This window comes from Nocardioides luti (assembly GCF_014212315.1).
In the GTDB taxonomy this organism is placed as follows: domain Bacteria; phylum Actinomycetota; class Actinomycetes; order Propionibacteriales; family Nocardioidaceae; genus Nocardioides; species Nocardioides luti.
The window spans coordinates 3,920,333-3,934,701 of the sequence record NZ_JACKXE010000001.1; the positions used below are offsets into that span (position 1 = coordinate 3,920,333).

General features: G+C 73.0%; 16 protein-coding genes. 10 read left to right on the forward strand and 6 right to left on the reverse strand.

Annotated features, from left to right (window positions below; translation table 11 throughout):
- Window positions 1-120 precede the first annotated feature (120 nt).
- Window positions 121-477 carry a hypothetical protein gene (locus H5V45_RS18575; protein WP_185254304.1) on the forward strand — a complete coding sequence of 119 codons (357 nt, stop codon included), beginning with the start codon at window positions 121-123 and terminating at the stop codon, window positions 475-477.
- An 87-nt stretch (window positions 478-564) separates the two neighbouring features.
- On the opposite strand, the gene H5V45_RS18580 is transcribed toward H5V45_RS18575, so the two are convergent.
- On the reverse strand, window positions 565-1,413 hold the full coding sequence (locus H5V45_RS18580; protein ID WP_185254305.1) for an MBL fold metallo-hydrolase: 849 nt from the start codon (window positions 1,411-1,413) through the stop codon (window positions 565-567).
- Between the two features lie 185 nt (window positions 1,414-1,598).
- Between H5V45_RS18580 and hrcA the strand changes: the two genes are divergently transcribed.
- The 3 genes from hrcA to H5V45_RS18595 all read left to right on the forward strand — a co-directional run bounded on the left by hrcA (window position 1,599) and on the right by H5V45_RS18595 (window position 4,624).
- Complete coding sequence (hrcA, locus tag H5V45_RS18585; RefSeq protein ID WP_185254306.1) at window positions 1,599-2,612, forward strand: heat-inducible transcriptional repressor HrcA; 1,014 nt, start codon at window positions 1,599-1,601, stop codon at window positions 2,610-2,612.
- Between the two features lie 75 nt (window positions 2,613-2,687).
- Window positions 2,688-3,875: a molecular chaperone DnaJ gene (dnaJ, locus tag H5V45_RS18590; RefSeq protein ID WP_185254307.1), complete on the forward strand. Its 1,188-nt coding sequence runs from the start codon at window positions 2,688-2,690 to the stop codon at window positions 3,873-3,875.
- A gap of 8 nt (window positions 3,876-3,883) precedes the next feature.
- Window positions 3,884-4,624, forward strand: coding sequence for a 16S rRNA (uracil(1498)-N(3))-methyltransferase (locus H5V45_RS18595; RefSeq protein ID WP_185254308.1), 741 nt, complete (start codon window positions 3,884-3,886; stop codon window positions 4,622-4,624).
- Window positions 4,625-4,876: 252 nt separating this feature from the next.
- On the opposite strand, the gene H5V45_RS18600 is transcribed toward H5V45_RS18595, so the two are convergent.
- Genes H5V45_RS18600 through H5V45_RS18610 form a run of 3 tightly spaced genes read right to left on the reverse strand, consistent with a single transcriptional unit; the run spans window position 4,877 to window position 7,522 of the window.
- Entirely contained in the window at window positions 4,877-5,854 is a 978-nt protein-coding gene (locus tag H5V45_RS18600) for a Gmad2 immunoglobulin-like domain-containing protein (protein ID WP_185254309.1), read from the reverse strand.
- A gap of 40 nt (window positions 5,855-5,894) precedes the next feature.
- Window positions 5,895-6,932 carry a Gmad2 immunoglobulin-like domain-containing protein gene (locus tag H5V45_RS18605; protein ID WP_185254310.1) on the reverse strand — a complete coding sequence of 346 codons (1,038 nt, stop codon included), beginning with the start codon at window positions 6,930-6,932 and terminating at the stop codon, window positions 5,895-5,897.
- Window positions 6,929-7,522, reverse strand: coding sequence for a SigE family RNA polymerase sigma factor (locus tag H5V45_RS18610; RefSeq protein WP_185254311.1), 594 nt, complete (start codon window positions 7,520-7,522; stop codon window positions 6,929-6,931). The genes H5V45_RS18605 and H5V45_RS18610 overlap by 4 nt, the downstream gene beginning before the upstream one ends.
- A 92-nt stretch (window positions 7,523-7,614) precedes the next feature.
- Between H5V45_RS18610 and H5V45_RS18615 the strand changes: the two genes are divergently transcribed.
- Together H5V45_RS18615 and H5V45_RS18620 are read left to right on the forward strand one after the other, a co-directional pair.
- Window positions 7,615-7,974: a histidine triad nucleotide-binding protein gene (locus H5V45_RS18615; RefSeq protein WP_185254312.1), complete on the forward strand. Its 360-nt coding sequence runs from the start codon at window positions 7,615-7,617 to the stop codon at window positions 7,972-7,974.
- Complete coding sequence (locus H5V45_RS18620) at window positions 7,971-9,200, forward strand: hypothetical protein (RefSeq protein WP_185254313.1); 1,230 nt, start codon at window positions 7,971-7,973, stop codon at window positions 9,198-9,200. Before H5V45_RS18615 ends, H5V45_RS18620 begins: the two co-directional genes overlap by 4 nt.
- Window positions 9,201-9,221: 21 nt before the next feature.
- On the opposite strand, the gene H5V45_RS18625 is transcribed toward H5V45_RS18620, so the two are convergent.
- Complete coding sequence (locus tag H5V45_RS18625; protein ID WP_185254314.1) at window positions 9,222-10,730, reverse strand: SulP family inorganic anion transporter; 1,509 nt, start codon at window positions 10,728-10,730, stop codon at window positions 9,222-9,224.
- A gap of 73 nt (window positions 10,731-10,803) precedes the next feature.
- Window positions 10,804-11,076, reverse strand: coding sequence for a hypothetical protein (locus H5V45_RS18630; protein ID WP_185254315.1), 273 nt, complete (start codon window positions 11,074-11,076; stop codon window positions 10,804-10,806).
- A gap of 219 nt (window positions 11,077-11,295) precedes the next feature.
- Between H5V45_RS18630 and H5V45_RS18635 the strand changes: the two genes are divergently transcribed.
- Genes H5V45_RS18635 through H5V45_RS18650 form a run of 4 tightly spaced genes read left to right on the forward strand, consistent with a single transcriptional unit; the run spans window position 11,296 to window position 14,345 of the window.
- Window positions 11,296-12,249 (forward strand): PhoH family protein, encoded by a 954-nt coding sequence (locus H5V45_RS18635; RefSeq protein ID WP_246416591.1) that lies wholly within the window; start codon window positions 11,296-11,298, stop codon window positions 12,247-12,249.
- Window positions 12,246-12,704, forward strand: a complete 459-nt coding sequence (gene ybeY, locus H5V45_RS18640; RefSeq protein WP_185254317.1) for an rRNA maturation RNase YbeY — start codon at window positions 12,246-12,248, stop codon at window positions 12,702-12,704. The genes H5V45_RS18635 and ybeY overlap by 4 nt, the downstream gene beginning before the upstream one ends.
- Window positions 12,701-14,011 carry a hemolysin family protein gene (locus H5V45_RS18645; RefSeq protein WP_185254318.1) on the forward strand — a complete coding sequence of 437 codons (1,311 nt, stop codon included), beginning with the start codon at window positions 12,701-12,703 and terminating at the stop codon, window positions 14,009-14,011. Before ybeY ends, H5V45_RS18645 begins: the two co-directional genes overlap by 4 nt.
- Window positions 14,004-14,345, forward strand: coding sequence for a cytidine deaminase (locus H5V45_RS18650; protein WP_185254319.1), 342 nt, complete (start codon window positions 14,004-14,006; stop codon window positions 14,343-14,345). Before H5V45_RS18645 ends, H5V45_RS18650 begins: the two co-directional genes overlap by 8 nt.
- Window positions 14,346-14,369 lie beyond the last annotated feature (24 nt).

Below are 14,369 nucleotides of genomic sequence, written 5' to 3' on the forward strand. Positions count from 1 at the left end.
GACGGAGGAGGTCAGCAACGTGACGCTCGTTGTGTCAGCGAGCGGACGGAACACCCGGCTCGACGAGAGCAGGATCGTCATCACCGAGGCCGAGCGGCCCACCAACCAGGAGGAGCAGTCATGAGCGAGAACCAGAACGACAGCGGTCAGCCCACCGACGAGGACGTCGAGGGTCACCGCAGGATGGCCGACGGCGTCGAGGACGACACCGAGGGTCACCGCAGGATGGCCGACGGGGTCGAGGACGACACCGAGGGTCACCGCAGGATGGTCGACGGCGCCGAGGACGACGTCGAGGGTCACCGTCGGGCGCCGGGTGGCAACTTCGCCGAGGACGACGTCGAGGGTCACCGTCGGGCGCCGGGTGGCAACTTCGCCGAGGACGACGTCGAGGGTCACCGTCGGGCGCCGGGTGGCAACTTCGCCGAGGACGACACCGAGGGCCACGTCCAGCCCCGTCGCGACATCGACCGCTGACCATCGGCGTCCCGGACGCCTGAGGTCCGCTCGACCCGATCGGCCCGGCCCCACGGGGGTGCCGGGCCGATCGTCGTGCGTGCGGGCTCAGGCCAGCGGCAGCCGGCGCCCGCCGCGGGGCAGGTGCTCGTAGCCGCGGCGTACGGCGTGGGCCAGCACCTCGCGCGGCCACGGCCACTCGCCGGCCGCCAGCGCCTCGTCGGGGGAGACCCCGCGGCCCGCGAGCGAGCGGATCTCCTCGGCCACCAGCCCGATCGTGTTGCGCTGCTCCTCCACGAAGTCGCGGTCGACGACCGCGCCGTGGCCGGGGACGACCACGGTGGCCGCGGTCGTCAGCCCGAGCACCACGTCCAGGCTCCACGGCCACTCGAGCGGGTGGCAGTCCTGCCCGAAGCCGGGCGGGGCCGACTCCTCGACCAGGTCGCCCGCCAGCACCACGTCGGCGTCCGGGACGCGCACGACCAGGTCGCCGGCCGTGTGCCCGCGGCCCGGGTGCACCAGCTCGACCGCGCGGTCGCCGAGGTCCAGCGAGACCGCCGACGAGAAGGTGTGGTCGGCCGTGACGATCTCGGTGGCCAGGACCTCCTCGGCGTGCTCGTCGCCCGGGTCGGCGGCGTACGCCCTCTTGATCCGCTCGCCCGCCGCCACCGTGTTCGCCGCCGCGGTCTCGTGGGCGTGGATGGGCAGGGCGCCGTACGCCGTGCGGAACTCGGCGTTGCCGAAGGTGTGGTCGAAGTGCTCGTGGGTGTTCACCACCGCCACGACGTCGCCCTGCCCGAGGCGGCGCACGTCCGCGAGCACCTCGCGCGCGGCGGCGCCGGACGAGTGGGTGTCGACGACCATCAGCCCACGCTCACCGCCGATCAGCGTGACGTTGACGTCGAACCACGCGTAGCGCGCGACCCAGACCCGGTCGGCGACCTCGGTGAAGACCATCCGGGCAGCGTACGGGTCGACCCCGCCGCGGCGTGTGCCTGTCGACGCGTCCCAGCGCGTCCTCGGGCACACGAGGCGGACGCGGGTGCGCTCGCCTAGTACGCTTGGCACTCAGGCGTGACGAGTGCCAGTGGACAGCAGCAGCCGACCCCCGTGGTCGGCGACGGACCCGCGAGGAGGGCGACGTGCAGGAGGAACGCAGGCTCGCCGTGCTCCGGGCGATCGTCGAGGACTACGTCGCCACCGAGGAGCCCGTCGGCTCCAAGGCGCTCGTCGAGCGGCACGGGCTGGGCGTCTCGCCCGCCACGGTGCGCAACGACATGGCCGCGCTGGAGGAGGAGGGCTTCATCGCCCAGCCGCACACCAGCGCCGGGCGGGTGCCCACGGACAAGGGCTACCGGCTGTTCGTTGACCGGCTCACGACCGTGAAGCCGATGAGCGCCGCGGAGCGCCGGGCGATCTCGACCTTCCTCGACGGCGCGGTCGACCTCGACGACGTCGTGCAGCGCTCGGTCCGGATGCTCTCGCAGCTGACCCGGCAGGTCGCCGTCGTGCAGTACCCCACCCTCTCCCGCTCCACGGTCCGCCACATCGAGCTGGTCGCGCTCGCGCCGACCCGGCTGCTCGTGGTGCTCATCCTCAGCACCGGGCGCGTCGAGCAGCGGCTGGTCGAGCTGCAGGCCGAGCTCACCGACGACGCCCTCGTCGACCTGCGCTCCCTCGTCAACCGCGCGGCCACCGGCCAGGTGATCGCCGAGGCCGTGACCGGCCTGCGCGCCGTCGTACCCCCCGTCGACGGCGTGGACACCGCGGCCATCGTCGACGTGCTGTGCGACGCGATGTCCGACCACCGCTCGGACGAGCGGATCGCGGTCAGCGGCACCGCCCACCTCGCGCGGTACGGCGACACGTTCGACTCGGCGGTCCGCCCGCTGCTCGAGGCGCTCGAGGAGCACGTGATCCTCCTCAAGCTGCTCGGCGAGGCCAGCACCGGCGGTGCCGTCACCGTGCGGATCGGCGCCGAGGGGCCCTACCAGGAGCTCTCCTCGACCAGCGTCGTCGCGACCGGGTACGGCCCGCGCGACGAGGCGCTCGCCACCCTCGGCATCGTCGGCCCCACCCGCATGGACTACCCCGGCACGATGGCGGCGGTGCGCGCCGTCGCCCGGTACGTCTCGCGGATCCTCGACGAGGGCTGACGCCCCGCACCGCCCCACTCCAGCAGCACCGCTCCAGCAACCGACCAGCCCCAGAGCCAGAAGGACCCATCACTCGTGAGTCAGGACCTGTACGACCTCCTCGGTGTGGCCCGCGACGCGGACGGCGACGCCATCAAGAAGGCCTACCGGCGTCTGGCCCGTCAGCTGCACCCGGACGTCAACCCGGACCCCGAGACCCAGGACAAGTTCAAAGAGGTCTCGATGGCCTACGAGGTCCTGTCCGACCCGCAGAAGCGTGCGGCGTACGACCGCGGCGGCGACCCGTTCGGCGGCGGCGGTGCCGGTGGCTTCGGCCAGGGTGCCGGCTTCTCGTTCACCGACATCATGGACGCGTTCTTCGGCGGCAACGCGCCCGGCGGCCAGGGCGGCCGCGGGCCGCGACCGCGGATGCGGCGGGGGCAGGACGCCCTGATCCGGCTCGAGGTCGAGCTCGCCGACGCCGCGTTCGGCGTCACCCGCGAGCTGAAGGTCGACACTGCGGTGCTCTGCGGCACCTGCAACGGCGAGGGCGCGGCCCCGGGCAGCCACCCGATCCCGTGCGAGACCTGCCGCGGCGCCGGCGAGGTGGCGCACGTGCAGCGGTCGTTCCTCGGCGAGATCCGCACCCTGCGCCCCTGCGCCGCCTGCCGCGGCTTCGGCACGATCATCCCCGAGCCGTGCCGGGAGTGCTCCGGCGACGGCCGGGTCCGCTCGCGCCGCACCCTGACCGTCAAGATCCCCGCCGGCGTCGACAACGGCACCCGCGTCCAGCTCACCGAGCAGGGCGAGGTGGGCCCCGGTGGCGGCCCGGCCGGCGACCTGTACGTCGAGATCCACATCGCGCCGCACGAGACCTTCACCCGCAACGGCAACGACCTGCACTGCACGGTGACCGTGCCGATGACGGCCGCGGCGCTCGGCACCACGCTGACGCTGCCGACCCTCGAGGCCGACGTCGTGATCGACGAGGCCGTCGACGTGGCGCCCGAGCTCGAGACGTCGTTCGACCTCGAGCTGCGACCGGGCACCCAGTCCGGCTCCGAGCAGGTGCTCCGCGGTCGCGGCGTGCCCGGTCTGCGCGGCGGTCGCGGCGACCTGGTCGTGAACATCATCGTGGAGACCCCGACCCGCCTCGACGCGCGCCAGGAGGAGCTGCTGCACGAGCTCGCGGCGATCCGCCACGAGGAGCAGCCCACGGGTCAGGTGCGGGCGAGCTCGCGCTCCGTCTTCGGTCGTCTCCGCGACGCCTTCAACCCGCACTGAGCCGCACCGTGTCGCTCCCGGTCCACCTCGTCCCCACCCTGGCCGGCGCCTCCGTCGGGTCGACCGTGGAGGTCACCGGCGGCGAGGCGCACCACGCCGTCGCCGTACGCCGCCTGCGGGTGGGGGAGTCCGTGGTCCTCACCGACGGCCTCGGCACGTCCGTGACCGGCGAGGTGTCCTCGACGGGCAAGCGAGTCTTCGCGGTGACCGTCGTGTCCCGCGACGCCGTGCCCGCCCCGGACCCCGCCGTCGTCGTCGTCCAGGCGCTGCCGAAGGGCGACCGCGGCGAGCTCGCCGTCGAGGTGCTGACCGAGATCGGCGTGGCCGAGGTCGTGCCGTGGGCGGCGTCGCGCAGCGTCGCGGTCTGGAAGGGCGAGCGCGCCGCCAAGTCCCTGGCGAAGTGGCGCTCCACGGCCCGCGAGGCGGCCAAGCAGTCCCGTCGCTCGTGGTTCCCCACGGTGGCCGAGCTCGCGTCGACCGCCGACGTGGTCGACCTCGTCGCTACTGCCGACCTGACGGTCGTGCTGCACGAGGACGCGTCCTCGCCGCTCTCGTCGGTGACCGTGCCCGACGCCGGCCGGGTCGTGGTCGTCGTCGGCCCCGAGGGCGGCCTGACCGAGGACGAGGTGGCCGCCTTCGTCGCCGCCGGTGCCGTCTCGGTGCGGCTGGGGGCCGAGGTGCTGCGGACGTCGACGGCCGGGGTTGCTGCGGTGGCGGCTGTGCTGGCGCGGACGTCGCGCTGGGGGTGACGTCGGATTCCCCGGATATCCGGGGAATTTGGCGCTTTCCGGGTGTTGCAACACCCGGAAAGCGAGAGTTTCCCCCGGTCAGTGGGGCTGGAGTGACGGCTGAGCCAGCGCGTCCGACCGCCGGATCGGTGACTGTCACACCGCTGGGGTACGGCGCCGGGTGGCGGTAAGCTACCCACCGAACGAGCCCCTGGATCGGTGGCTGACGCACCGCCGGCCCAGCGCCCGCCAGCGGCCCGCCCCCCAGCCGTCTCAGCGCACGACGATGGTCTTGCTGTCCTCGGTCGGGCCGCCGCCCTCGCCGCCGGACGGGTCGTCGGTCATCGCGACGAACGTGTAGGTGCCGGGGGCCAGGTCGGAGACGTCGACGTCGGTGCGGAACGGGTAGAGCTTGTCCATCCACCCGTCGGCCGTCGCGAAGCCCTTCTTCACGACCGAGCCGCCCTGGCGGATCTCCCACGGGACGGTGGCCTCGAACGAGCTGGCCACACCCTCGGCGGTGAACGTCGGCCCGACGGTCTCGCCCTCCTCGGGCTGGGTCACGCTGGCCAGGGCCAGGGTCTCGAGGGGGTCGGCGGCGCCGAAGCCGTCCTCGGAGGCGATGCCGAAGATCTGCGTCGCGTTGCCGTCGGCGTCGGCGAACGTGACCGGGAGCCGCTGCTGCAGCACGCCCTGAGCGGTGTACACGAGCTGCTGGACGGCCAGCAGTGCCTCGTCCGTGGTCATGCCGTCGGCCGGCCGGGTCCACGAGTCGTCCGGCAGCCGCACCACCGCGCCCTCGTCGTGGGTGCTGCCGGAGAACGCGCCGCTCGGCAGCAGCGTGCGGTAGTCCCCGTCGAGGGCGTCGCCAGACGCGGCCAGCGTCAGCGCGGCGTCGAGCGGGTCCGCGCCGTCGACCCGGCGGAACTCGCGGTACAGGCGCGGTCCCTGCGGGGTGTCGCCCACGAAGTACACCGGCACCGTGACCTCGCCCGAGCCGTCGGCCGACCCGTCGCCCGCGTCCGAGGACCCACCCGACGACGAGCCCGAACCGTCCGGCTCGGAGCCAGACCCGTCCGACCCGTCCGACCCGGAGCCACCGCCACGCTGGCCGTGGTGCTTCTTCGTCGCGCTGCCGGCGGGGCGCTGGTCGTCGTCCGAGGAGCTGCACCCGACCAGCAGCCCGGCCGCGAGGGCCAGCACGGCGAGGGGGACGAGCGTCGTACGTCGGGAGCGGGGAAGGCCGGTCATGGCCACCATCCTCGGGGGAGTCGCGGGCCGGGCGGTGGACCTACCGGACCACGACCGTGCGCGTGTCGCGGTCCGGGCCGAAGCCCTCGGCGCCGCCCGACGGGTCGTCGGTCTCGACGAGGAGGGTGTAGCGGCCGGGGGGTACGTCGGCCAGGTCGATCGAGCCGCGGAACGGGAAGAGCTTCTCGCCCATCCAGCCGTCCGCGGTGAACGAGCCCTCGGCGACGGGGCCGCCGGCCAGCAGCTGCCAGCGCACGTTCGCCTCGTTGGAGCTGGCGACGCCCTCCACCGCGAGCGAGCCCGACACCGCCTGCCCCTCGGCGGGCGTGGTCAGCGAGACGTGGGACAGGACGTCGAGGGGCGGCGCGTTCGTCAACGGCTCGGAGGTCGGGACGCCGAGCACCTGGTCGACCGGGTTGCCGTCGAGGACGAACTGCACGGGCGCCCGCTCCTGGACCGCTGCCTGGAGGGTGTAGACGACCTGCTGGATGGCGAGGTCGGCCTCCTCGGTGCTCATCCCGGCGGGCCGGTCGTGCAGGGAGGCGTCCCGGAGGTCGACCCGGATCGTGCCGGTGGCTCCCGGGTAGGAGGCTCCGGAGAAGGCGTCGTCCGGCCAGGGGTCGCGGTAGTCCGGGTCGGAGGGGTCGGCCCGGAAGGTCTCCAGCGCTGCGCCCAGCTGACCGGCGCCGGGTCGCTGGTCGAACTCGCGGAACAGGCGCGTCCCGCGCGGGGTCTCACCGAGGTAGTACGACGCGACGGTGAGGGTGCCGGGGTCCGGGGTCGCGGACGGGTCGTCGGACGAGTCGTCGGGCGAGGAGTCGACGGCGGTGCGGCTCGCCGCCGGCCCGGGGTCGGTGCGCGGTGCGCCGGGACCGCCGGAGGCCAGCGCGATCGCGGTCACCACGGCGGCCGTGGCGACCACCGCACCCCCGACGGCGAGGAACCACGGCCGTCGCGAGCGTGCCGCCGACGACCGGGTGCGGGCGCGCAGGTCGTCGAGCACGTCGCGGGGCTCGACGTCGCCCACGGCGTCGGAGACCAGCCCGGCCAGGCGGTCGTCGGTGCGGTCGTCGCTCATGGGGTCTCCTGCAGGTGGTCGCGCAGCAGCCCGCGCAGGGTGGCGGAGCCGCGCGAGGCGTGGCTCTTGACGGCGCCGCGGCTGATGCCGAGCGCGTCGGCGATCTCGGCCTCGGACAGGTCGAGGTAATAGCGCAGCGCGAGCACCTCGCGCTGGCGCTGGGGCAGCTCCCGCATCGCGTCGAGCACCGCCGCACGGCGTACGCCGTCCTCCGACCGTGCGTCGGCACCCGGTGCGGGGGCGGGCGGTGCGACGGTCGCGGCGTGGCGCAGCACCACGGTGCGGTGCCGCAGCGAGGAGCGAGACCGGTTCACGACGGCCTGGCGCAGGTAGGCCAGGGCGCGGTCGTGGTCGCGCAGCCGTGACCACCGGCCGTGCACGGCCACGAAGGCGTCCTGCACGATCTCCTCGGCGGTCCCGACGTCGCGGACCAGCAGCACCGAGAGGCGGACGAGCGAGCGCCAGTGGGCGGCGTAGAGCTGCTCGAGCGCCGTGTCGGCGTCCCAGCTCGCCGGCCCGCCGTCGGCGTCGGACCTCACGGCGCCGACCGCCGGGGCCGAGCCGCCTGACGCGGCGATCGCATGGGTCATCACGCTAGTGGCACGCGCGGGCCGGCCTCCCGGTTTACGTCGGCGGGGCACGCGTTTTCGTGACACGATGACGGCAGGAGGAACACGTTCTCATGGAAGCCACGCACCAGTCGGACCCCGCCTGCCTGTTCTGCAAGATCGTCGCCGGCGAGGTCCCCGGAGAGGTCGTGCACGTCACCGAGCGGACCGTCGCGTTCCGCGACATCAACGGGCAGGCACCGACCCACGTCCTGGTGGTGCCGCGCGCCCACTACGAGAACGCCGCCGCCCTCGCCGCGGGTGACCCGGAGGCCGCTGCGGAGCTGCTCACCAGCGCCGCGGCCGTCGCGACCGCCGAGGGCCACGACGACTACCGGCTGGTCTTCAACACCGGCGCCGGAGCGGGCCAGACCGTCTTCCACACCCACCTGCACGTCCTCGCGGGCCGCGCCCTCACCTGGCCGCCCGGATGACCCGCCCGCCCGCGGCCCGCCTGGCCCGGATCGGCGCGCCGCTCGTCGTCGTGGTCGTGCTGGTCGCCGCGCTGCTGAGCCAGTGCGGCAGCGCCGGCACCGACCTGCGCGAGGGGGCGCCGTCGGAGATGCTCGAGAACACCCCGGCCGACCTGCGACCCGACCCGCACGCGAACGCTCCTGTCGGCAAGCTCCTCCCGCTGCGTGCGGGGGAGCGGCGCAAGACGCTGACCATGCCGGCGGCGTACACCCCCTCGCCGCCCACCGGCGTCGGCACCGACGACTACCGCTGCTTCCTGCTCGACCCCGGGCTGACCGAGGACGCCTGGCTGACCGGCACGAACGTGCTCCCGGACAACCCCGACGTGGTCCACCACGTGATCCTCTTCAAGGTCACCCCGGACAAGGTCGCCGAGGCGGAGGCCAAGGACGCGAGCGAGGACGGCGAGGGCTGGACCTGCTTCGGCGGCACCGGGCTCGAGGGCGACTTCGCCAACGTGGACGACGCCAACTGGCTGGGCGCCTGGGCGCCGGGCGGCGACGAGACCAAGACCGTGGACGGGTACGGCGTCCCGCTCCCGGCCGGGTCGCGGATCATCATGCAGGTCCACTACAACCTGCTCAAGGGCGACTCGGCCGACCAGTCGAGCACCCAGGTGCGCTGGATGCGGGGCCGCGCGCCGCTCAAGCCGCTGCACACCTTCCTGATGCCCGCGCCGGTCGAGCTGCCGTGCCGACCCGCCAACGACGACGGCCCGCTGTGCGACCGGGCCGACGCCCTCGCGGACGTCAAGACCCGCTTCGGGGCGGGCCCCGGCTCGACGGCCGACCTCCTCTACTTCCTGTGCGGCGGCAAGCCGGTCGCGTCGCAGACGACGTCGTGCACGCGCTACGTCCAGAAGCCGATGACGGTCCTCGGCGTCGCGGGCCACATGCACCTGCTCGGCCGCAAGATCAAGGTCGAGGTCAACCCCGGCACCCCGGACGCCCGCACGATCCTCGACATCCCGCTGTGGGACTTCGACAACCAGGGCACCCACCCGATCAAGCCGGTGCACCTCGACCAGTACGACTCCGTCGAGGTCACCTGCACCCACGCCCAGTGGCTGCGCGACCGGCTCCCGGCCTTCGAGGGCACGGTGGACCGGTACGTCGTCTGGGGCGAGGGCAGCACCGACGAGATGTGCCTGGGCATGCTGCAGGTCGCCTTCGACGAAGGGTCCTGACGGCGGCGGCCCCGCCGCCGCTCAGTGCCCGGAGAGCTGCCCGCTGAGCCGGGCGTGCCGGTCGGCGCTGGCGTCGTTCAGCCCGACGATCTCCACGGAGGTGCCCCGGCGCGCGTACTTCATGGTGATGGCGTCCAGCGAGGCAACGGTCGAGGCGTCCCAGATGTGGGAGGCCGACAGGTCGATGACCACGCGGTCCGGGTCGTCGGCGTAGGCGAACTGCGTCGTGAGGTCGTTGCTCGACGCGAAGAAGAGCTCGCCGGTGACGGTGTAGCGCGCGGTCGTGCGCCCGTCGGCGTCCACGACGACCACGCGGTCGGTCGCGGTGAGGTGCGCGACCCGGCGGGCGAAGAGTGTCATCGCGACCAGGACCCCGACCACGACGCCGATCGCGAGGTTGTGGGTCGCCACCGTGACGACGACGGTGGTGACCATGACGGCCGTCTCCGACCGCGGCATCCGGCGCAGGGTGCCGGGGCGGATGCTGTGCCAGTCGAAGGTGCCGACGGACACCATGACCATCACGGCGACGAGTGCCGCCATCGGGATCAGGGCGACGACGTCGCCGAACCCCACGACCAGCACGAGCAGGAACACGCCGGCGAGGAAGGTCGACAGGCGGGTGCGGGCCCCCGAGACCCTCACGTTGATCATCGTCTGGCCGATCATCGCGCAGCCGCCCATGCCGCCGAGGAAGCCGGTGACCACGTTGGCGACGCCCTGGCCCCAGGCCTCGCGGGTCTTGTCGGACGGGGTGTCGGTGAGGTCGTCGACGAGCTTCGCGGTGAGCAGCGACTCGAGGATCCCGACCAGGGCCATCGCCAGGGCGTACGGCGCGATCACCCGGAGGGTCTCGAGGGTGAGGGGGACGTCAGGGAGGAACAGCGAGGGCAGGCGGTCGGGCAGCTCACCCTCGTCGCCGACGTTCGGCACGCCGACGGCCCCGACGACCGTGAAGGCGGTCAGGGCGACGATCGCGACGAGCGGCGCCGGCACCACGCGGGTGACCCGTGGCAGGCCGACGATCACCGCGATCCCGACGGCGGTCATCGGGTAGACGAGCCAGGGCACGTCGACCAGGTGGTCGACCTGGGCCCAGAAGATCAGGATCGCCAGCGCGTTGACGAAGCCGACCATGACCGAGCGCGGGATGAAGCGCATCAGGCGCGCGACGCCGGCCAGGGCGAGCACCACCTGGATCAGGCCGCCGAGGACGACGGTGGCGATGAGGTAGTCGAACCCGTGGTCGCGCATGACCGGCGCGATGACCAGCGCCACGGCACCGGTCGCGGCGGAGATCATCGCGGGCCGTCCGCCGAGGAACGAGATGGCGACGGCCATCGTGAACGAGGCGAAGAGACCCACGCGCGGATCGACGCCGGCGATGATCGAGAACGAGATCGCCTCGGGGATCAGCGCCAGCGCCACCACCAGGCCCGCGAGCACCTCGGTGCGCAGCAGGGCCGGGGAGCGCAGGGCGCCGCGGACGGTGGGGAGGCGGTCGGAGGTCCGGGGCGAGGGAGAGCTCATCGGGCGGGACGCTAGCCGAGGTCCCTGCCGGGCTCCGCATCCTGACGGCGTGCGGCCGCGGTCCGCGGAGGGCTCAGCCCGGCAGGACCGCGAGCACCAGCCGCAGCACGTAGAAGAACACCGGCAGCCCGAACACCACGAGCATCACCCAGGCGGTGACGCGGTGCAGGGTCTTGGTGGAGTCGAGCCGGCCCGCGAAGTCGAGCAGCGCGCCGTCGGGGACGTGGTGGGTCAGCCCCATCGCGCGGGCGTCGTGCGGCAGGTGGTTGCCGGCGTACCAGTACGGCGGGGTGTCGTCGTCGTGGTCGTCGAGCTCGTCGTACGCGTCGTACGCACCACCGGTCATGGCCTCCACCGTACGGGCCGCGGCGGAGCCCCGTGGCAACTCGCTGGGACGAGCGCGCGCCCTCCCGTAGCATTGAGGTCGCTCGAACCCCTACCGGAGAGGCCGCCCGCCCGGGCATCCATGACTGACAGCCACCAGCGTCCCCGCGCCGCGGAGCAGGGCCAGCAGCCCAGCCCGCCCCAGACCCGGCACACGGTCGTCATCCCGACCAGCATCAACATGGTCAGCCTGCTCGGCCCCGGCGACGAGTACCTCGGCATCATCGAGGGTGGCATCAAGGCCGAGATCCACGTGCGCGGCAACCGGATCGCGCTCAAGGGCGACCCCGGCGAGGTCGCGCTCGCGGACCGGCTCCTCGACGAGCTGGTCACGATCATCCGCACCGGCCAGGGCATGTCCAACGAGACCGTCGAGCGCGTGCTGACGATGCTGCGCCAGGAGACCAACGAGCGCCCGGCCGACGTGCTGAGCCTCAACATCCTGAGCAACCGCGGCCGCTCGATCCGCCCGAAGACGCTGAACCAGAAGCGCTACGTCGACGCCATCGACAAGCACACGATCACCTTCGGCATCGGCCCGGCCGGCACCGGCAAGACCTACCTGGCGATGGCCAAGGCGGTCCAGGCGCTGCAGTCGAAGAACGTCACCCGGATCATCCTCACGCGCCCGGCCGTCGAGGCGGGGGAGCGGCTGGGCTACCTGCCCGGCACGCTCAGCGAGAAGATCGACCCCTACCTGCGCCCGCTGTACGACGCCCTCCACGACATGATCGACCCCGAGACGATCCCGAAGCTGCTGGCGTCGGGCACGATCGAGGTCGCGCCGCTGGCCTTCATGCGCGGCCGCTCCCTGAACGACGCCTTCATCATCCTGGACGAGGCGCAGAACACCTCGCCCGAGCAGATGAAGATGTTCCTGACCCGGCTGGGCTTCGGGTCCAAGATCGTCGTCACCGGCGACACGACCCAGGTCGACCTGCCGTCCGGCACCAAGTCCGGCCTGCGCGTGATCGAGGCCATCCTCGACGGCGTCGAGGACATCTCGTTCAACCGCCTCACGACCAGCGACGTCGTACGCCACCGCCTGGTCGGCAAGATCGTCCAGGCCTACGACGAGGCCGACGCCCGCGGCGAGCTCGCGGCGGCCAACCACCGGGGCGGCACGAACCGATGAGCATCGAGATCCTCAACGAGTCCGGGCGCGACCTGGACGTCAAGGGGCTGGCGGCGCTGAGCCGCTTCGTGATGGACCGGATGCGGGTGCACCCGCTCGCCGAGCTCTGCATCAAGGCCGTCGACGAGGCCACCATCGCCCAGCTCAACGAGCAGTGGATGGAGAAGGAGGGCCCGACCGACGTGCTCGCCTTCCCGATGGACGAGCTGCGTCCCGGCCTGGTCAACGAGGAGCCCGAGGAGGGCGTCCTCGGTGACCTGGTCCTCTGCCCCGACATCGCCGAGAAGCAGGGCGAGACCGCCGGCCACGGCACGCTCGCCGAGATCGAGCTGCTCACGGTGCACGGCATCCTGCACCTCCTGGGCTACGACCACGCCGAGCCCGAGGAGCACCGGGAGATGTTCGGTCTCCAGGACGAGCTGCTCGCGTCCTGGCGCAGCTCGACCCCCGCATGACCAGCGGTGATATCGGGCTGCTGGTGACGGCGGCCGCCCTCGTCCTGCTCGCCGGCGTCTTCTCCGCGGCCGACGCCGCGCTCGGCTCGTTCTCCCGCGCCCGCGCGGAGGAGCTCCTCGTCGACGCGCGCCCCGGCGCCCGGCGCCTGCTCGGGCTGCTCGACGACGCGGCCCGCTACCTCAACACCGCGCTGCTGCTGCGGCTGCTCTGCGAGATCTCCGCGATCGTGCTGGTCACGCTCCAGGTGCGCGACCACTTCGGTGGCTCGTGGTGGCCCACCGTGCTCACGGTCGTCTCGATGATGCTGGTCCTGTCCTTCGTCGTCATCGGCGTCGCCCCGCGCACCCTGGGGCGCCAGCACTCCGAGCGGATCGCGCTGATCGCCGCCGGCCCGCTGTCGTGGGTGACGAGCATCCTCGGACCGCTGCCGCGGCTGCTGATCCTGCTCGGCAACGCGATCACGCCCGGCAAGGGCTTCCGCGAGGGCCCGTTCTCCACCGAGACCGAGCTGCGCGAGCTGGTCGACCTCGCCGAGGCCTCCGCGGTCATCGAGTCGGGGGAGCGTCGGATGATCCACTCCGTCTTCGAGCTCGGCGACACCAGCGCCCGCGAGGTGATGGTCCCGCGCAACGACGTGGTCTACGTCGAGCGCCACAAGAACCTCCGCCAGACGCTCTCGCTCTTCCTGCGCAGCGGCTACTCCCGGGTCCCGGTGATCGGCGAGAACCTCGACGACATCGTGGGCTTCGCCTACCTCAAGGACATCGTGCGCCGCGACTTCGAGGCGCCCGACGTGGAGTTCACCCAGCGCATCGACGAGGTGATGCGCCCGGCCCACTACGTCCCCGAGTCCAAGCCCGTCGACGCCCTGCTCTCCGAGATGCAGGCCGACCGGCAGCACATCGCGGTCGTCGTCGACGAGTACGGCGGCACCGCCGGGCTGATCACCATCGAGGACATCCTCGAGGAGATCGTCGGCGAGATCACCGACGAGTACGACGAGGACGAGATCGAGGTCGAGGTGCTGCCGTCGGGCACCACCCGGGTCTCGAGCCGCTACCCGATCGACGACCTCGACGAGCTGTTCGGCTTCGACGTCGAGGAGGAAGACGTCGACAGCGTGGGCGGCCTGATGGCCAAGCACCTCGGCCGGGTGCCCATCCCCGGCAGCCACGTCGAGGCGCACGGCCTGCGCTTCGAGGCCGAGGGCGTCTCCGGGCGCCGCAACAAGATCGGGACCGTGCTGATCTCGCGCGTCGAGCCCGAGCACCCCGACCACGCCCCCGAAGGAGACCACCGTGACTGACCTCGCCCCCGAGGACGCCAAGCTCGTCACCCTGGCCCGTGCCACCCGTGCCCGGGTCGGTGCCGCAGAGGGCGCGGCCGTCCGCGACGCCGACGGCCGGACGTACGCCGCCGCAACCGTCGACCTGCCGTCCCTGCAGCTGTCCGCCGTCCAGGTCTGCGTCGCCATGGCCGTGGCGTCCGGGGCGAAGGGGCTCGAGGCCGCGGTGGTGCTGACCGAGGCCGACGAGGCCACGGCACCGGACCTGGCCGCCGTGCGGGACCTCGCCGGCCCCGGTGTCCCGGTGCACGTCGGCGACCCGCGCGGCACGATCCGGTCCAGCGGGCTGACCTGATTCGGCTCCGCGCGGGCGTGGGCG